At 47.6% G+C, this 19,037-nt stretch carries 12 protein-coding genes; 1 reads left to right on the top strand and 11 read right to left on the bottom strand.

Translation table 11 applies throughout. The annotated features are described in order from the left end of the window. Positions 1-4: 4 nt before the first annotated feature. Genes FJE54_RS03870 through FJE54_RS03835 form a run of 8 tightly spaced genes read right to left on the bottom strand, consistent with a single transcriptional unit; the run spans position 5 to position 12,708 of the window. Positions 5-1,216 carry an acyl-CoA reductase gene (locus FJE54_RS03870; protein ID WP_139651420.1) on the bottom strand — a complete coding sequence of 404 codons (1,212 nt, stop codon included), beginning with the start codon at positions 1,214-1,216 and terminating at the stop codon, positions 5-7. Continuing rightward, positions 1,203-2,243 carry a LuxE/PaaK family acyltransferase gene (locus tag FJE54_RS03865; protein ID WP_139651419.1) on the bottom strand — a complete coding sequence of 347 codons (1,041 nt, stop codon included), beginning with the start codon at positions 2,241-2,243 and terminating at the stop codon, positions 1,203-1,205. Before FJE54_RS03865 ends, FJE54_RS03870 begins: the two co-directional genes overlap by 14 nt. Beyond that, positions 2,236-3,654 (bottom strand): AMP-binding protein, encoded by a 1,419-nt coding sequence (locus tag FJE54_RS03860; RefSeq protein WP_139651418.1) that lies wholly within the window; start codon positions 3,652-3,654, stop codon positions 2,236-2,238. Before FJE54_RS03860 ends, FJE54_RS03865 begins: the two co-directional genes overlap by 8 nt. Then, the gene (locus FJE54_RS03855; protein WP_139651417.1) at positions 3,638-3,877 is read right to left on the bottom strand and encodes an acyl carrier protein; all 240 of its coding nucleotides are present in this window, start codon (positions 3,875-3,877) and stop codon (positions 3,638-3,640) included. Before FJE54_RS03855 ends, FJE54_RS03860 begins: the two co-directional genes overlap by 17 nt. Before the next feature lie 15 nt (positions 3,878-3,892). Continuing rightward, positions 3,893-4,855 (bottom strand): Gfo/Idh/MocA family protein, encoded by a 963-nt coding sequence (locus tag FJE54_RS03850; protein WP_139651416.1) that lies wholly within the window; start codon positions 4,853-4,855, stop codon positions 3,893-3,895. Then, complete coding sequence (locus FJE54_RS03845) at positions 4,855-5,976, bottom strand: DegT/DnrJ/EryC1/StrS family aminotransferase (RefSeq protein ID WP_139651415.1); 1,122 nt, start codon at positions 5,974-5,976, stop codon at positions 4,855-4,857. Before FJE54_RS03845 ends, FJE54_RS03850 begins: the two co-directional genes overlap by 1 nt. Further along, positions 5,958-8,840: a CDP-glycerol glycerophosphotransferase family protein gene (locus tag FJE54_RS03840; RefSeq protein ID WP_139651414.1), complete on the bottom strand. Its 2,883-nt coding sequence runs from the start codon at positions 8,838-8,840 to the stop codon at positions 5,958-5,960. Before FJE54_RS03840 ends, FJE54_RS03845 begins: the two co-directional genes overlap by 19 nt. A 19-nt stretch (positions 8,841-8,859) precedes the next feature. Then, positions 8,860-12,708 carry a bifunctional glycosyltransferase/CDP-glycerol:glycerophosphate glycerophosphotransferase gene (locus tag FJE54_RS03835; RefSeq protein ID WP_139651413.1) on the bottom strand — a complete coding sequence of 1,283 codons (3,849 nt, stop codon included), beginning with the start codon at positions 12,706-12,708 and terminating at the stop codon, positions 8,860-8,862. Positions 12,709-13,020: 312 nt separating this feature from the next. On the opposite strand from FJE54_RS03835, the gene FJE54_RS03830 reads away from it, so the two are divergent. Beyond that, a complete protein-coding gene (locus FJE54_RS03830) occupies positions 13,021-15,672 on the top strand; it encodes a bifunctional glycosyltransferase/CDP-glycerol:glycerophosphate glycerophosphotransferase (protein ID WP_139651412.1) in 2,652 nt (883 codons plus the stop codon). Here FJE54_RS03830 and FJE54_RS03825 read toward each other — a convergent pair. The 3 genes from FJE54_RS03825 to FJE54_RS03815 are packed head-to-tail and all read right to left on the bottom strand — an operon-like array spanning position 15,669 to position 18,983. Continuing rightward, positions 15,669-16,820 carry a CDP-glycerol glycerophosphotransferase family protein gene (locus FJE54_RS03825; protein WP_139651411.1) on the bottom strand — a complete coding sequence of 384 codons (1,152 nt, stop codon included), beginning with the start codon at positions 16,818-16,820 and terminating at the stop codon, positions 15,669-15,671. The genes FJE54_RS03830 and FJE54_RS03825 overlap by 4 nt on opposite strands. Then, on the bottom strand, positions 16,820-18,013 hold the full coding sequence (locus tag FJE54_RS03820) for a CDP-glycerol glycerophosphotransferase family protein (protein ID WP_139651410.1): 1,194 nt from the start codon (positions 18,011-18,013) through the stop codon (positions 16,820-16,822). Before FJE54_RS03820 ends, FJE54_RS03825 begins: the two co-directional genes overlap by 1 nt. Before the next feature lie 25 nt (positions 18,014-18,038). Continuing rightward, complete coding sequence (locus FJE54_RS03815; RefSeq protein ID WP_255467206.1) at positions 18,039-18,983, bottom strand: zinc-binding dehydrogenase; 945 nt, start codon at positions 18,981-18,983, stop codon at positions 18,039-18,041. Positions 18,984-19,037: the final 54 nt, after the last annotated feature.

Genomic DNA, 19,037 nt, shown 5'->3' with positions numbered 1-19,037 from the left:
TTTCCTATCTTATATCGATTATCCGAGACATTTCTCCAACTAGATCGTATCCATCCCATATGATGTCGATATCCATCGCTGCCCCAATGGGTACGATTCTATCTATGCCGAAAGACCCGAGAGATTGAATTAGTTCGCCAAGCTCATGCGCCGTAAAACCATAGTAGGTTAAGGTTTGGGTCTTTTCCGACACAAGCAGAGCGAAATCATGTAGCTCCACATCGTCGATTTGATAAAAATACCCCCCCTTTCCGCGCAATTGCTCGACATTCTCGGGAAGTGATTCGAGGTTTACGGCCACTAGCAACCCGTTAAATTCAATACCTTCTATTACGTTTCCGCGTATCGCGTCTTCGCATAGCTGTACATATTTATCCATCACCACTGCCGGCTGCAAATCGTACTCGAACTCGGCGACGTTCTCCACGGCTTTCCAAAAGCTTGCTTTTATCGCATCATCGGCACCTTTCCAAATAATCATATGAGGAGATGAACAGGCGTTTTGATCCATCAGATACGTATCATTATAGAAATCACGGGCTATCCGCCTCATAACGTCACCTGGAACCGATTCGAGTTCCTTGCCGTTTATAAAAGCAAATGAGTATCTGTCGGAGAAAACAATATCCTTGCAACGGGGCTTTGACGGACACAAACGCACCTCCGCAACAGTCTGATCACCACCCCATATTATTCGAACATCGGCGCAAGCGCTAAATGCTTTGGTCGCTTCGCTGCTCGATGGATATGAAACAAACGCGGTTCTTTTGCCGATTTCTGGATGTTTTTTTAGCAGTCCGCGTATTGAGCGAAGAATAAACTCGACTTGCTTAAAAGGCTTTGATGGCACACGCACTATGTTTGCATTGCCTGCGAGAAGCGAAAAAACAAAAGAGAACGCGAAGTTTACAGGTACGTTAGACGGGGCTACGTGAAAGGCCAACCCCCGTCCGACGCGAAAGCATGCTTCGCCAATTCCGTTTAACTGCTGTTTTCTTTTCATTACATTCGCTTTGCGACACCAATATCCGAACGAAACCACATCTGGATACGATCTCGTTTCGGGATCGTTCATAAGAGCTTTTGAAAGATCCGAAAGAAATGCAACTGCCTCATCGGAGTAAACGGGAAGGGGACGCTGTTCCACGTTGGCATTTCCTAAAAGAAAATCGACTAGCATACCGTTGTCAATGACGATTTCTCTATCGCTTTTCATGTGTATCGCTGCACCCCCTTATTTCTGCACCACGCATTCTTCCGTAGATAGAGAAATACCTTCCTTTTCTTCCGCATGGGCAGTCGTCGACCCCGAGTACTTCTCCTTCGTCTTCGGTAAGAAGGATGTGGCCAGGGTAACTTGTAGGCAGCAGCGAAACGCAACCTACCACACCTCGCCCTTCCGTCTGCTGCAAGGTCAGCGGATCTAAAGTAAACACATCAGAAAAAACCGACGCGTGGAGATGTCCTTCCTCGCATTCCATAAAAACCGACCCGGTCTGCTCAACCATCCCATAGTAGTTGTGGATCTGCTGTATCCCCGATGTCTCGGCAACAATTCTTTTGAACTCCTCGTTGGTGACGCTCTCCGTGACAAGCTTCTTCCAGCCGCCTCCGTGGATCATGATTCCTCTCATGTCGAGCATTATGCCTTTTTCGAGCAACGCTTGACAAAAATACTGCCATATCATGAAAGTAAAGCCGAAAAGCAAAACACTCTCGTCGCGATGTCTTTCCTGAAAAGATTTAATAGCTTCAATATCTAAGTTCATGTTTTCATCGAGGGCGTATGTCACATCTCTGCCAAAAACCGAAAATCCCAATATTCCTGCGCCACGTGCCGAAAACATTGCTCTGTTTTTTACCACCGCACTCGAATCAACAATAAGCATCGGCATTCTCTTAGAGCCAGTAAAGCTTGAAACGATTTTTGCTAGGGCTTTTGTTTGCCGAGCCGAAGTGGATCGATCAAGGTATATCTTCGATACTCTTTGGCCTGTTGTGCCAGAAGATGTCATTGTTTTTACGATATCAGATGCATCAATGCTCATCAGGTCAAAATCTTTGAAAAGACGTACGGGCAGAGCAGGATTATCTCCGAGCACGTTCACGATCCTTTGGTAGCTTTCACACGAAAGGCAATGGTGACGAGAAAGCTCTGCCAGCCAATGATTGTACAGGTTCTCTTTTTCTTTTTGCTCAAGCCCAAACGGCTCCAACTCGAAAAGCGCTTCGTAATCAAGCATTTTTCGTTGCCTCCAGCTCTGCGTATAGGAGCTTGCCTGCTTCATTGCGAGGAAGGGCAGTGATGGGCCTTACCTTGAACGCACCTTTATACAGTCCCAGTTTATTCGCTAAGAAGACTTGCGCAGCTTTAGCGTTTTCCTGATCTCCCTCAACGTAAACGCTCATACTATCGTCTCTACCCGCACAAGCTGCCACGTACCCCTCTTTAGACAAAATTGCTTCGACATCGTCGAGGTTCACGCGGTTGCCGTACAGTTTAAGAAACCGTTTCTTTCTTCCGACGATCCGATAAAACCCATCTTCGTCTCGCATAGCAACATCGCCGGTCTTAAGCCACCCATGGCGCTCGTCGCCGAGGCCGAGATCGGCACGACAAGTTGCATAGCCCAACGATACATTAGAACCCTTATAGACAAGTTCCCCCGCCTTATTGGCTTCCGATATCGCATTCCCTTCTTCGTCGGCTAGCATAATCTCTCCACCAGGAATTGGTACTCCTATGCTTCCGATTTTTTCTGAAGCATACTCCGCTGGCAAATAAGTTAATCGCGCCGTGGCTTCAGTCTGTCCATACATCACAAAAAATTCGATGCCCTTGCTCATGCAGATCTCAGCAAATTCGTGCTGCAATTCTTCGCTCAACCGACCGCCTGCTTGCGTTATGTATCTGAGAGACGGTATGTCCATGCGTTCAAAATGCAGACGTTTCAGCATTTCATAGGTATACGGCACACCGCCAAACGAGGTTGCTTCCTTTTCCTTTAATAGATTCCACAGCCCGCGATCGAATAGTGTCCGCTCTGTGAGAATTATTGAAGCTCCCGAGATCAAATGGCTGTTGATAATCGATAGCCCATACGAGTAGGAGAGCGGCAGCGTGGTTATCGCTCTGTCATCTTCCGTAATGCTAAGGTACTCGGCTATGGCCGAAGCGTTGCTCTTGACATTCTCGTATGTCAACCTTACGTATTTCTGGGTTCCAGTAGACCCCGAAGTTGTTAAAAGCAGCGCTAGGTCGGAATTAATCTCTGATGCGCTTTCGTACGCTGTCTCGGTAAGCCGATAATCCCCATACACAGCCGCAGTTCTGCCCGGAAATCCATCAATGTCTTTGTGCCACACATATTCGGGTTCGTACATTTCAAGCAAGGCGTTAAGCTCGTCTTCACCAATAGAGGAAGACACCATCAAAGGTACAATACCTTTCCTCATAAACGCGACATAGCCGACAACGCATGCGACGGTGTTAGAAGCTATAAACAATACGACCGTACGCGATTTCAGCCCTTCGGTTACAGAATCCGCTGCCGAGCAAAGCTGAGAGAACGTTATGGTCTTCTCTTCGTCGACAAGAGCTACTCGATTTCCCCAAACCTTGTCCTGTCCGTATTCTCTAGAATTCAACGCCATACTTTCTCAAGATGTCTTTTCCTACAGAATACGAAGTGAAATCGATTATATCGTCGGTATCTAGCATAATATCGAAGGCATCTTCCAGCGCCGAGGTAAGCTGCATATGGCCCACGGAATCCCAGTTGGAAACAGATTGGTATTCCAAACCATCCCCCAACTGCTCTTCCTCCAACTCAAGTGTTTCAAGGAAAATCTGGTCGTATGTTTCAGAATTGCTCACGATGGCCTCCTTATGTTAATTGCCCAACTGGGCCTTTTCGGTTATCTCAAGGCAAAGCGCAAGTGCCTTTTTACCCATCTCCCCGCTGGTTGCTACTGGTTCGCCTGTCTGAATGCAGTTGGCGAAATGCTGAAACTCCGCTCGTAAGGGCTCGTTAGACGGAACAAACACTTGCTCGATAATGTTTTCTTGCTTGTACTGTAAGCTGTAACCAACATCAAGTGTAAAGTTCGTTTTGCGAGATATTCTAACCGACCGGTTAAGATAATCAACAGCTATGAAGGCGTTGCGAGCGTTGATTTCTGCACACCGTATTTTCGTCTCGGTGATTCGGCTCGCCGTTAAGCTGGCAAGAAGGCCGTTTTCAAACTCGACCAAAGCCTGGGCATAATCGAGCTTATCGGTATACACATTCGCACCTTGACCGACAACACGTTTCACAGGAGAATCCGCAATCGCATTGAGGACATCGATATCGTGAATCATGAGATCCTGTACAACGCTTGCATCGGACACACGTCGATCAAAAGGACTCATGCGGCGAAAATCAACAGACAAAACTTCCTCTTGTTTTAGGATCTCAAGCAATGTCGTTATGGCAGGATTAAATCTCTCCACATGCCCAACGCAGAGTCTGACGCCAGCACTCTCGCAAGCATCGATTATGTTTTGGGCAGCCTCAAGAGTTAAGGCGATGGGTTTTTCGACGAGTACATGACAGCCCGCCTTGGCGGCTGCTACAGCACACTCTTCGTGCAGGAACGATGGGGTAACGATATGCACCTCATCAACTGCATCGAATAATTCTTCTTGCGAGCGAAACGCTTGTATCCCATAAAGCTCTGCTTGCTGTTTCGCAGACTCAAAGTTAACGTCGAAACAACCAACGAGCTCGTACTCGTGCATGGAGGAGAGAACCCTTAAATGATTCCGCCCCATATTCCCGGTGCCGAGTACCCCTACCTTGAGCATTTCCATTACAGGCTCCCTTTTATTGCGTCAACTACCTTGTCCATGTCTTTCTCGTTAAGGTATGGATGCATGGGAATACTGAACACTTTTGATGCGAGAGCCTCACTCACGGGCAAACTAACGTCTTCGTAACCCAAATTTCGATACGCCGTTGAACGATGTATGGGTACAGGATAATATACTGCCGAGGGAACGCCCTTCTCCTTCATTCCGGAAAGAATCTTGGTTCGCTGTTCTGCATCTTCTGCAACCAAGGTATACTGCGCCCACGCCGAAACAGATTGTTCGGGTACCGTAGGAGTACGTAGGATATCAGAGAGATGTTCCGTATAGTACTGCGCAACTTGAGCGCGCCTGATCAACTCGTCTTCAAAAACTTGAAGCTTTGCCAACACAATGGCAGCCTGAATGGCGTCGAAACGACCGTTCACGCCGATGCGAACGTTGTCGTACTTATCCACACCTTGTCCATGCACCCGAATCGACATGATAAGAGAAGCCAGCTCATCATCATCGGTAAATATTGCGCCACCATCACCATAACAGCCTAAAGGTTTTGCAGGAAAGAACGACGTTGCCCCTACGTTTCCAAACGAACAAGCACGTTTTCCGCTCAAAGATGCCCCGAACCCCTGACATGCATCCTCGATCACAAATAGATCGTACTTGTCCGCAATGCGCCATATCGCATCGTAATCCGCCAATCGTCCGAAAAGATCTACAGGCATTACTCCCCGAGGCTTTAACTTCCCCTCGCCAAGAACCCGCTCTATCTCGTTTTCTAAGTGCACCGGATCGATGTTGAATGTGCTTTCATCGATGTCGACAAAAATAGGAGTTCCCCCCGCAAGGGTGATGCTTTCTGCCGAAGCGAAAAACGTAAACGAGGGAACGAAAACGGCATCAGATTCGGCAAGCTCGTACGCCATCAAAGGAATGACGAGGGCGTCCGTTCCGCTCGCGCACGTGAAAGCGTGTTTCGTACCGGCAAAATCAGCAAGCTGCTCTTCGAGCTTCTGAACCTCTGGGCCCATAATGTAGCGCTGGCTACGTAGAACGGCGTTCACACGGGTTATAACGTCCTCCTCTATGCGCTCGAATTGAGTTTTCAAATCAATGAACTGCATGGCTCCTCCGTATCGGCTTTCTCGCTACCTATGTCTGTGCAACAATCATTGTCGGCCGTCTTTCCATTAAGCAAGTGGTCGACCAGCAAAGCACACCGCGGTTTATTGGGGATGAACATGAAAGACCCCACTCGTTTTACATACTTGTCTTCCATAATACATCCACACTCAACCTGACTGATTATTGCATGTACCGCTTCACGTAGTCCATAAACAACCGGGCCAAAACCATCAGTGTAATAATCATAATACCCAGCAGAATACGCCTGTCCATCATAAAACGTTTCTTTATCGAACTGAACATAGATTATCGGTTTTTTGAAGAGAGCGAAGTCAAACGCTACGCTTGAGTAATCGGTAACCAAAAGGGCACCACGTTGGAATGCGTCGGGATAGGATGCGTCGGAAACAACACGCACTGTCTCGTTTTCTTGAAAGTCGTCCTTCTGCTGCCGCATCGCAGGGTGAAGGATGAACTCCATCTTATACCCTGCCTTCTTGAGACCTCCAAGGAGTTCCTCGTCATTTATCAAAGAATTATAGAATTTGAAATACTCTGAGCGCACAAAACCGTCGCTCCACTGGCGTACCCCCAGTTCCTGATCGTAGGAATCAACCGTATCGGAGCGCCACGTCGGCATCAGCAATACGATCTTATCAGCAGGGCGCCCCGTATCGAGGTAGTCATGGCGTGGAAACCCCGTGAGCGCGATATTATCCTCTTTGTATCCATAAGGGGCTTTTAAAAACGCTTCCTTTTCTTTTTGTGCCGCGCTTACTATGCATGCAATATTTTTATTGAACCGATTCAGCCACTCTGACAAATCATTTGTGGTAACACCGTGCTGAAGGAAGACAAAACCGAACCGATACATATCTCTCATAAACGGCTCCGCCTTATCAAAATGATGGATTACCGAATCTTCGGCTGCTGATGAAATTACTTTATCTGCCAGTAAAAAAAGATAGTCGTATTCTTGCGAGGCGCGATCCACCACGGGCCCGATTGCTTCAAGAGCATTGAAGTCAGAGGAAGAACGTGAAAGGACAAAATAGGGATCTACGCCTGCTACGGGGTTCATCATAAGATAGGTAAATAACGCTCGACCGTTATCATCCGCTCGCAAAACCGAGTCACTAATAAGCCAGATGCGTTGCCCGCAGTTTTTGTAACGGTGTTCTATCACGCGTTTTCTTAGCGTAATCTGATACTCGCTCAAAGCCCCTTGCGGTACGCTTTCCATAAAACGCCGCTCCAAAGATTGACACTCCTGATAACTCGGTGCGTCTCGTTTTATTTCAAGAAAACCACCGTCCTTGGTAACGCTTAGAACATACTCGTCTTCAATCCTGTACGAGCTTTCAATGGATAGACCTGAAAAATGGCAAAATCGCGCTGTCCATTCGTACGGTTTGCCGTCTACCACCACTTTCATATGCACTTTTGCAGAGTCGGTATTTAGTTGATGAGAAAAGAAAAAGCAGTGCCGATCAAGAAAGCCTTTTTCAAAAAACGACCTCCCCCCTCGCGCGTAAGCCCTCGAGAACAAAGGAGTCTCGTACACCTCGTCGTTCACCTGTACTTCCAAGCGAACTCTTTCGCGCGGAAAAAGGTTGTCGATATCTCCTTCAATAACCAACTCTCCATCGGATGAAATCGAAACAAACCGTACAAGCACACGTTTCTGTGAGGCCATTGTTCCAATGCGAACAGGTTTAAGACCAGAAAAAGGCAGAAAAACGAGATTCTCGGCTTGGGCCGATAATCGATTTTGAGCATCAGGAAACTCGATATCGTACTTTTCGCAGTATACGTATAGTTTTTGTATTTCGTTCAAATCGCGCTGCTCAGCAATAATCTCATCAGATATGTCCGGAAGAAAGCTTCGAAGCAATAATCGGTATGCGGCTTCGCGACCTTCATCAAGAAACCCAGGATTGGTGTTCCGTACTATTCGCCATTGGAGATCATACATGATGCAAAACTGAACGTAGCGAGTTACTTTTCCATATTTTCTAAACGAGGCTTCGATTAGCTCTCTATAGCACAGCTCCGGGGTTGTGAAATACCATGAAGTACTACAAAGTCCGGAATTGAGCGCCGAGTCGGCAGAGAGGCGTTTTCTGTAATAATACTTGCCATGGGAACTAACACCGTAGCAACCGTGTTCGAGTATAGTTTGCGTTAGGAGTTTAAAATCCTCGGATATGGTCAGTCTTTCGTCAAAGCCTCCTGCGGGAACAGCCTGTAAACGCACTATCGCCCCCCCTATTGAAAGCTGAGGGCAATCGTATTGATCATGAACCCATATGGTGGTAGTTTTAGAAAACTTGAAATTTAAAACATGGTTTCCTTCTTTTGCTTCGAAAAAAATCATTCGGAACGCAACGAGTGGTACGTTTTTGTGGGTAAAAAGAAATACATAAGCTTCCTCAAAAGCATCCTCGCTCCATTTGTCGTCGGCGCCCATGAAGTTGACGAACGCGCCGCGCGCATGCGATAAGCCGACGTTGCACGCAGCGCTCACGCCCGCGTTCTCCTGTTCGACGTACACCACGTTCTCGGGGTACCGCCTCAGGTACCTCTCGCATATCCTCCCGCACCCGTCCGGGCTGCCGTCGTTGACGAGCACGAGCTGTATGTTCTCGCGGAACCCGACGGTCTGGCAGACGATGCTCTCGAGCGTCTCCTCGAGGTATGGCTCGACGTTGTATATGGGCACCACGACGGTGAAAAGGTAGTCCGCGCCGGTCTCGGCAAGCACCCGCCGCTTGCCGCGCAGAGCTAAGCGGTGCAAGCTCGGTGCAAGCTTTTGCTTTATCACCCGTTTCCCGATTCTATCAATTCGCCTAAGCATTTTCATTCAGCCCATCGTCTTCCGATCAAAGCTGTGTCAACGACTGAATGGCTTTTACGACGTTGGCACAGCATGTACCTGGAGATACGAATCCGAACGATTCCACTCGTTTATCGTATTTCTCCTCCCTGACGCAATTATTCTCTATATATGCGCAAACCGTTTCAACAAGCACATTTTTGTCTTCACATATTGGGCCGAACCCTTGCTTTTGATAATCATATGATTCGTTGTTTCGATCGGGCGATTCGAAGTATTCCGCATAGTCAAAATGGTTATAGACAACGGGCTTTCCTCGTAACGCGAAATCACAAGCAACACTTGAGTAGTCGGTAATCAGCAGACAGGCTTTGTTAAACATATCCGCATAGTCAAACTCTGAGAGGACAGAAACCGGACCGCCCGCTTCAAAGTCTTCCCTCTGCTGAGTCAAAGCGGGGTGCAAGCATAAAACCATTCGGTAGCCGTTACGGCACAGAGTGGCATTGATCTTCGTGTCATTGAAAAAGTCATTGTAAAATCGACAGAAATCCGATTTGGAGAATTGCGGGTTCTTTCTTCGCCCCATGCGTTCTTCCCCATCGTCTTCGAACGGCAGTACGAGTTCGCTCCTCCATGTCGGCATGACAAGAATTAGCTTCTCTTGTTTTTCTTTCGAAACGATCAAATCAAAACGCGGCTGTCCAGCAAGCCTTACATCGTGCTCATCGTAAAGATAGTTCCCTTTTACAAGGTTCTCTCTTTCAACTTCTGACGAGGCAAAGAACGCATCGATGCCGCTAACCGTCTTTCTCAGGTATTTCGAGAGATCGTGCAAAAGCACCCCGTGCTGCAAAAACACGAGTTTATAATTCTCGATATCGTTCATATAGTTGTTAGCATGAGAGAAGGGACGATACACGAATTCATCATTGTGCGACACAATAACCTTATCGGCATCAAGAAACAACTCTTTGTAGCGCAAAGAGTCTCTATCGACTACATTTTTCTTGTGCTCCAGCTGCTTAAAGTGTGGAGATCTTTTCGATAGAGCAAAGTATGCGTCAACGCCATCAACGGGATGCCTTTCAATGTATTCAAAAAGAATTCTGCCATTATCTCTCGCATCAAAAAGATGATCCATTATGATCCACGTCTCACGCGAGGATCCTTTGTGCCGCCGCTTGATTGCATCTTTTCTCATCCTTTTAAGCTTCTTGCTCATAATGTGCTCGGGGATGCCGCTAGTGTAGCGTTCGTCAAGCGTAAGCTGCTCCTGATAGCTGAGCTCACGTTTTTCTATCTTAATCCCCAATCCGTCTTGCGTACGCCTTACCAAGTAGGGGCGCTCGTAATGATAGGATTTAATTGTCGATAGGAAGGTGAATCTGCAAAACACTGGGGTGGAATCAACCCACTTTCCAGCTACATTCAGCTCAAATGAAACGACCTGATGATCATTGATCGGAACACGCACATCAAAGCTTGGAAAGCAAAAGTAGTTATTTTCCATAAACGAGCTTATTCCTCCGGTATGCTCCCATTGAACAAGAGGAATCTCGACGTATTTTTCATCGACCCCCATTCTTAACTTAAGCTTGTCTATGGGGAGCAGGCAGTTTATGGTGCCCATGACACGCAAGGTGTTGTCGCGTAATTCCGTTGTATGAATGATGGATTTCGTTGACTCTTTTAAGCTTGTAAGCGCCGTCATCGGCGAAGGCTCCCCGACAGGGGTTGCTATAGGCGGAAGAAAATAAACATTCTTGCCTATCACCTCAATGCAGGATTGAGCCTGTTCAAATGTCAACCCATGGCGCAATGCCATAGCATAGAGCTTATCGCAAAGAGAAATGTTTCTTTGGGTATTGATCACTTGGTCGGATGTCAACCTTAAGAGATTGACCATCAGCTGCGTGTACTCCTTTTTGAGACCGTCGCTAAGGTTCGATACAAACGAATCGTAGCCCAACCGCCACTGAAGATCGTACATGATAAGAAATTGGACGTATGGTATTACTTCGCCGTAGAGTTTTTCCGACAGCTCGATCAGTTCGTTAAAGCATCCGTGCAACGAGTTGAAATGCCACTCGTACCCTCGCGTGCTACTATCCGTAGCCGCCGTTGCCGCCAAGCGCTTTCGATAATAATACGTCGACTTGGACAAAGCCCCATAGCAGCCAGATGTCAATATGATGCTGGAAACAAGTTTCGTGTCTTCCTGGAAAGCCAACTCGCCACGGAAAGCATCTTCGGGAATCGCACTACGCAGCATGATCGTCGGCCCGCCCTCCATCTGGGGGCAGTCAAAACGTTTTCTTATGTCGATAAGCTGGGTACCGTTTGCATACTTAAAGTTGAGGATGTGGTCACCGCCGGCTGCTTCAAAAAAAACCATGCGGTAGGAAACCAAGGTTACGTCTGGATGCTCGTTAAAAAACTCCGCGGCCTCCTCAAACGTTCCCTCGCTCCATTTGTCGTCGGCGCCCATGAAGTTGACGAACGCGCCGCGCGCATGCGATAAGCCGACGTTGCACGCAGCGCTCACGCCCGCGTTCTCCTGTTCGACGTACACCACGTTCTCGGGGTACCGCCTCAGGTACCTCTCGCATATCCTCCCGCACCCGTCCGGGCTGCCGTCGTTGACGAGCACGAGCTGTATGTTCTCGCGGAACCCGACGGTCTGGCAGACGATGCTCTCGAGCGTCTCCTCGAGGTATGGCTCGACGTTGTATATGGGCACCACGACGGTGAAAAGGTAGTCCGCGCCGGTCTCGGCAAGCACCCGCCGCTTAAAATCAGCGAGCTTTTCACGCGATTCGTCTTTATCCTCTCGTTTCGCCCTCACCCTTCCCGTTCTGCGCACAAGTGCGGCGTGCAAGCGATTTGGGTCGCCAAACATAAAGGAGCGGAGCGTCTCTTTTCTCGACAAAACTCTTCGCTGGCATTTTCCACGAAGTCCGGGGAAGGCTCGCGCCACGCACAGACCGCTTCGCCAAGAAGGATCATGGTTGCGGATATAGTCGTAGTACATGTCAAACACTTGCTCTCGACAATCAGAGAGCCTGGGGTTTAAGCAGGAAAAGGCAAACCGGGTGAAAAGAAGCTTGACGCTTCCAAAAAGCTCCTTTTTTACTGATTCATACAAACCCTTCGCTCTATATAGGTCGCACACAGAATCGACAGCTTGTGGTAGGCCGAGAGCCTTGCTGCCTATCATGAAATCATACTCATTCTCTTCTGCATTTAGAAGTCTGTTGTATAAAAGGTGCTCGTCAGCAACCGTTGCCTTGGAACAAGCTTGACATTGCTTCAAAAACACAAACCCACAGAAAGCTTCGTAGCTACTATCAAACCGAATATCGTTCTCGTCGAGAAATGATTTCGAATAAAGCTTACCGGTTTCACTAAACCCTGCGTTACGGAGAAGCCATGGCTCCTCTTCCACATTTGTTGCTTTCAAGGTCTTTTTCGCTGAAAAGATACGGGAGCGTCTCTTTCCTTCATAAAAATGATAATCCATAGAAGAGCTATATACTAAATCTCCTTCATGCTGAACAGCGGATTCCAAAAGCACATCCAAAGCATCCGATCGCAGCGTATCCTCAGCATTTAGAAACATCAGATATGAACCGCGTGCCAGGCTGATAGCCTTATTCAAAGCCTCACTCCGCATACTTGCCAACGCATCCACGCTGATGATGCGTTGATTCGATCGTTTCTCTATCTCTTCGATGAAGTTTCGGATAGGCGCACTCGAGCCTCGATCGACGATCAGCAATTCGAAATTGCGGTAATTTTGATCATAAATCGATTGCAGGCACTCTCCTAACGCTTCCCCTTCGTTGTCAATTGTCACAATAATTGAAATAACTGGGCTGACTTGATGCTGCACGGTTTCATACCTCTTCTATGTAAACGTAAAACCTTTGGAGCTCGCCCTTGCTGAAAACACCACCATTTTCTAAGCTAACGCCGAGTAAAAGGCAAAACTCTTACCGCTCTTCTAGAACTAAACTATTTTATTTAATGATACCCCATATTTAATACGCACATCGACTGCTAGCAGCTATTCCTGCTTCGATATATCGAACAAAATTACCGTGTTTGCTTATATAAAGGCTCTTTTTTTACAAAGTACAATATAATTGTAGTAATGTCTGCGTGGAACTACCTATTTGTTTTCGATAGCTTCAAGAGGTAATTCATGGGTTCTAATCGTCCGAAAGTTAGCGTAATTGTTCCCGTTTATAACAACGAGGGCTATATCGGAAAGGCACTAGAAAGCTTAGCAAAGCAAACACTATCAAGTAGCCAACTTGAAGTCCTCGTCATCGACGATGGATCCAACGACGATACGGTCTCAATATGCGATGAATATGCTCGGAGATTTTCTAATTATATTGTTATCCATCAAAAGAACAGCGGCGTCAGCAAATCACGCAACCGCGGACTCGAGCTCGCAAAGGGAGAATACATTGCCTTCTTGGACAGCGATGACACCCTTGATCCCTCGACGCTCGAATCGGCTGCTCTTTTCTTTGACCAGCATTATGCCGAAACAGATGCTGTAGTATATCCTATGCGATTGTTTAACGATGTCCGCGAGTGGTCTCATGTACGCGAAAAGATTCTTACGGAGTCTGGTATATACGATTTATCGAAAATTCAACACGCCTTTGCTCTTGTCACCAACGTAAACGTTATGGTAAAAAACACCGCTGATCTCCCTCGTTTCCAAGAGGATCTCCTAGTCCACGAAGACGAACTTTTCTTCATGAACGTTTTGCTCGGAAAGCTAACCGTGGGATTTTCCAAAAAAGGATGTTATCGCTACCGGCAAGAGGGCGGCAGTGCAATCTACACGAAAATGCATCCGTACTATCAATTTGAAGAGAATATAGAATTTTGGGAGGAACTATTCAGCAGATATCCCGAAAAACCGCCGCTTTATCTGCAGGCATCGTATCTTAACGAGCTGCTTTGGAAGTTAAAAAAAGACTATGTCTTCCCCTATCATTACCGAAAGACCGATTTCGACACCGCCTGCAAGCGGATACGGGCACTCTTGAAGCTCGTCGATGACGATCTGATTGTGACAGCCCCGCGCTCAGACGAGTATTTGCAGGAGTTTTTTCTTTCGTTGAAGCATGGCCGAGCCCTCTCATGCAAGGTTTCGGAACAGGGTTTTATTCTCTCAGCCCATGATGTCCCGATTCTTTGCCGGAATCACATAACGGCAGAGGTACTTCGTACATACGGGAAAAACTCCCACTGGCACGTCGAAGGCTACCTGAAATCGATTGCATTCGGCCTAATCGGCGAACCCGAGTTTACCGCTGAGATCGAGCCTGTTTCCGGCGAGACGATTTCGGTTCCAATTCGCCTTACCGATTCGTCGAGAAGTAGACACTTGTGCCACATACAGACCAATACTTTTTGGGGGTTTTCGCTCGATCTTCCACTTGAGAGAGACGCCCGAGTAACGCTTCGAATCAAGCTCGGCGATACCCCTGTGCCAATCACAACACACTTTACGAACCGGGCGTCGCTCAACAGTGAGGCGGGCATTCTCGCGTGCTTTTATGGAGAGTCGGTCATCACCGCACATCCGAGCACTGCTTCATTTACGATTTGTGCAGAGGCAACCAGGCGCCAAAAAACTATAGTGTTGGAAAAAAACGACGCATCGGTTCTGAAGAAAAATAAGAAGGGTTTTGTACTGCGCCGTCTTGTCCGACTCCTCCCCAGCAAAAGAAGGATCTGGCTTTATTACGATAGAGCCGGGGTGGGTAAAGATAATTCTTATTATCAGTTCATTCACGATCTCGAAAAACAGGACGGGGTTGCAAGATTCTACGTTACCAATAACGATGAGCAGACAAACAAACGGTTGTTTTCTTTGCAACAGATGAAACATGTCCTTGCGTTTTCTTCGAACAAGCATCGGCTACTTCATTTGAAGGCCGAGAAAATTCTTGCGTCGTACATCGAGCCCGAAAATTGGAGGCCATTTTATCAGAAGGCCCTTAATGCTGTAGCCGACCTCGTAAACTATGAGCTCGTATACTTACAGCATGGCGTACTTCATGCGCACATGCCCTGGAAATACTCAGCTGATAGGTTGCTCATGGATAAAGAAGTGGTATCGACGCACTTTGAAATCGAGAACCTCAAAACTACGTACGGCTTTTCCGATGAAAAACTCATACGAAGCGGAATGCCGCGCTTCGACCACATCGACACCGAAACGTCTCCTAAGAAAAAAATACTGTTTGCCCCCTCGTGGAGAAAATACCTGATCGATGAAGTATCGCCTCTTGTGTTTAAACCGAAGCGCCGAGCGTTCGAAGAGTCGACTTTCTGGATTGAAACCAACAAGCTCCTCACGAGCAGGCCGCTTTTAGAGGCTTTGGAGCACTATGACTACTCTCTCGACATCAAGCTTCATCCCATATTCAAAGAATACGCTCCGTATTTTGTTAGTCCAAGTAAGCGAATAAAGCTTGTCAACGATGTCGCTGGCAGCGATTACCAGATTTTTGTGACCGACTATTCTTCGTGGGTGTTTGATTTTGTGTATCTCAAGCGCGCCATAGCATACTTCTTGCCTGACAAAGCCGAATTTGATGCAGGGTTGAACGGATACAGAAAGCTCGACCTGCCTTTCGAGCAAGGCTTTGGGCCTTTGGCAACAAAAGGCGAGGATCTTGTGAATAACCTCGTAAGCATAATGGAAAACAAGGGCGCACCTGAGACTCTTTACGCACGCCGTATGGAAGGGTTCTTCCTCCACTACGACAATAAGCAATGCGATCGACTGTATGAAGAGTTGAATGATTCTTTTCTCAAACTTTAGTCTAAAGTCGTTTTCTCGTATTTATCAATAGCGAAAGCCGCGATTCGTTTCGCGGCACCAGGACGACACTGGGCAAACGTATCGCCAATGAACGAACTAAAGGCATCGTAAGAGTATTCTAACGACCCACTTATCAAATCCGTTAAAAACCCAATAAGCTCCTCTTCGGAAGTACACGTGATTCGTGGCGATTCTACGAGAGGATCCCTATTGAGGCCCGGCGATTCACGATATACGTCAATATCGGGAACATAGAAAACAACTTTTTTGCCGAGCACATATGCCTCGTACACGATACTCGAATAATCTGTCACCACGATATCGGCTTCACCGAGAACCTCCGGAACCGATCCAGGAGCACACTTTCCCTGTTCAAGAGGATGGAACGACCAAACAAGCCGTCCGGGCAATCGAAAAAGCTTCGGCGAATCATGCAAGTCATAAAACGGATGCTCGGAAGCGCTGCTCTTTCTCAGCGTTGGTGCAAAAAGTACCGTGGGCGTGCTTTTTCTTTTGTCGCGTCGAAAGCTTTTCGCCTTTTCTATCAGTGCGTCGTATTCTGGGCGGCAGAGAGGAATCACTCTTTCGACGGGATAAGCAAACGCTTCTGCATACACTGCGCGGTCACGTTCGCCCGTGCAAAGAATCCAGCTGTAATTGCGATGGATGTCAAAAAGTTTGGCCGTCTTCGACGAATGCCCTTCTAGCGTATCGAGGGATTGGTATCCGAAGCATTTGTATGATCCAAACGCATGCCATATCTGTATTACAACAGGAGCTTTCGGGTATTCGTAATGATGCATCGGTTCGACCCGCTCGACCCGCTCGCATGAGAAATCGAGTAAGCTGACGACGGGATCGTATCGATCGAGTATGCACACCTTGCAGCGCGCAAGATGATATATCTCTACAGCCACATGTATAGCGTACGATATTACTGTTTTTCTCGATAATTTTTTTGTGTGATACACGGGGATCCAACCACAAGCTAGAAACTCTTCTCCGATGGCCACGAAATCATCGTTCGGCTCGTCGGCTTGCCGCGATACGAAGAGCACCTCGTTTTTCCGCGAAAAGCGATCGAACAGCGCGTAGAGAATATTGAATATCACTTTTGATAGGGAAACAAAAACTCTTTTTGCTTTCATTAATGAGTCTCGTTTTCGAACACAGCCTGCATGATTCGGTCGGTGGCACGCCCGTCGCAAGCGCTCATAAACCTCTTTTTGAACTCAACTACACGTTGCGCATCAAATAAACGCTCGACATTACCGAGGTAGTCGATGAGCTCTTCGTTGGTGGTTACGATAGGCCCTGGAGTTAGTTCCTCATAGTCGTAGTAGAACCCTCGCCAGTCTTTATAATCCTCGATATCATAAGCGAAAAAAACTATGGGACGGGTAAACAAAGAGTACTCGAACACGAGAGACGAGTAATCAGAAATGCATATGTCGGATGCGGCCAAAAGTATTTCGATCGAAAGCCCCGAGAAGCTGACGTCAACCGCAAAGTCCTCGCAACCGTCTGGAATGCGCGGCGTATCAACGACGTAAGGATGATGTTTGATTACGAGTACATAACGATCTCCGAGGATGCGTTTAAGCCCTCGTATATCCAACTCGTTTGGTCCTTTTGCGCCGATAACGCGCCCGCGGAATGTTGGTGCATAAAGAATTATTTTTTTGCCTGCTGCGAACGGCACAAGCTTATCGACTTTTTTTCGCGCCTCTGACAAAAAAGATTGATCAAAAAACACGTCCGTTCGACTTACGCCGAGAGGCTTTACAATATCCGGTGTATCGTCGAGAACCATGGCCTCAACATACGCCCAAACTACATCGGGGCTGCTTACCGTTACCAACGACAGATTCTCGTAAAATGGATGCTTAATCTTCTGTTCCCTCGAACCACCGAACTGAAGATCCGCCGTACTCATACCGAACTTTTTGAAAGCGCCGCAGGCATGCCACAGCTGCACGACACACGTATCGCTTTTCAAAGGCAGACAGCTTATCACCTCGGAGGCATCGTCGAGAAACACATAGCCCGCAGTTGCAACCTCCCTCGCAAGGCGAATGCAGTTGACGCAGTAACGCGGGTAGGCTACTTGGTACTCGTACAACATTGTCGTCTCAAGGTGCCAAGCTCCTTCGTTTTCGAGACGAGCGTAAATAAGCTTGAAGTTATCCGAAAGCGCCGATCCCCTTCTTTGTACAAACACTACTTTGTTTTTCTGAAGCTGCCGGCGCTTGCTCGCACGGGTATACACAAAGGGATACAGCCATCCGAGCAATATATCCTTTATCAAATCTTTTACTGTTTGTTTTATCGTGTCGGCCACATCGCTTCACCCTGCCACTTTTAAGCTAGAGGTTCCATAGCATAATAGTTTTGCCCATCGTTTTCCGAATGTCCGCCTCAAATGCCGTAGCTATATCCGAAATGGCACTAACCGGTTTCACCTGTCCGACAAGAGCTTCGAGATAGTTCATCATCGTGGGATGCGCTTGGTACAGCTTAACCGTCTCGAGGAAATCCTTCCTGCCGCTTCTACTGCTTCCAAACATCTTCAAACCCTTTTCAAGAACCATTCGCGTATTAACGGGAATGGGCCCTTCGGAAACGCCAAGCAACGAAACAGTGCCTTCTGGATTAATCCTGTCAATGATTTGGTCGATAGCTTGGGATGAACCTTCTCCACCGCAACATTCAAACGCGTGATCGACGTGAGTATCGGAAGGTATGTCATGTACAAGATAGGTTTCGTCCACAAAGGTAAAGTCTTCGAGTTTGAATCCGTTCCGCCCAAAAACAATTATGCGCGCGTTGGGGTACATAACGCTTAAGATCAGCGAAACAATAAACCCCATATTTCCATCTCCCCACACTCCAATGGCGTCGCGGCGGGCATGGGAAAACAAACCGAACCGAGTTATAGAGTGAACCGCTACACTTACCAACTCGGTAAAAGCGGCGACGTTTTTGCTAAGGGATTCAGGCAATGGAACAACGCGATCAGGCGCAAGCCCTACGCACTCCTGCATAAACCCGTCATATCCGCTCCCGCAGAACTCACTGCTTCTAAGGTAGTTCTCAGCTATAAGCGGGTCTGTTTCGTGCGGATTATTCGGAAGCATGACAACGCAATCACCCCGTTTGTACGTACCGGAATCGTCACGCAAAACGGTGCCGATTCCTTCGTGAATCAAAGCCATAGGAAGTTTCGAAGCGAGCACCTTTTCGCTGCGCGTTCCTTGATAGTATCGCTGGTCGGCGTTGCAGATCGACAAGTGAGTGGGGCGCACCAACACGCTATTCCTCAGCGACCCCAGCTCGATCTGGATCGGCTCGAACGCTCGAGGAGC

This window comes from Raoultibacter phocaeensis, from assembly GCF_901411515.1.
Classification (GTDB): domain Bacteria; phylum Actinomycetota; class Coriobacteriia; order Coriobacteriales; family Eggerthellaceae; genus Raoultibacter; species Raoultibacter phocaeensis.
The sequence above is the reverse complement of the archived record's forward strand: the minus strand, read 5'-3'. Positions and strand labels throughout refer to the sequence as shown.

What these genes read in the sequence shown, in the direction of transcription:
- FJE54_RS03870 (WP_139651420.1), bottom strand. Translation starts at nt 1,216, where the DNA reads ATGAAAAGCGATAGAGAAATCGTCATTGACAACGGTATGCTAGTCGAT.
- FJE54_RS03865 (WP_139651419.1), bottom strand. Translation starts at nt 2,243, where the DNA reads ATGCTTGATTACGAAGCGCTTTTCGAGTTGGAGCCGTTTGGGCTTGAG.
- FJE54_RS03860 (WP_139651418.1), bottom strand. Translation starts at nt 3,654, where the DNA reads ATGGCGTTGAATTCTAGAGAATACGGACAGGACAAGGTTTGGGGAAAT.
- FJE54_RS03850 (WP_139651416.1), bottom strand. Translation starts at nt 4,855, where the DNA reads ATGGAAATGCTCAAGGTAGGGGTACTCGGCACCGGGAATATGGGGCGG.
- FJE54_RS03845 (WP_139651415.1), bottom strand. Translation starts at nt 5,976, where the DNA reads ATGCAGTTCATTGATTTGAAAACTCAATTCGAGCGCATAGAGGAGGAC.
- FJE54_RS03840 (WP_139651414.1), bottom strand. Translation starts at nt 8,840, where the DNA reads ATGAAAATGCTTAGGCGAATTGATAGAATCGGGAAACGGGTGATAAAG.
- FJE54_RS03830 (WP_139651412.1), top strand. Translation starts at nt 13,021, where the DNA reads ATGGGTTCTAATCGTCCGAAAGTTAGCGTAATTGTTCCCGTTTATAAC.
- FJE54_RS03825 (WP_139651411.1), bottom strand. Translation starts at nt 16,820, where the DNA reads ATGAAAGCAAAAAGAGTTTTTGTTTCCCTATCAAAAGTGATATTCAAT.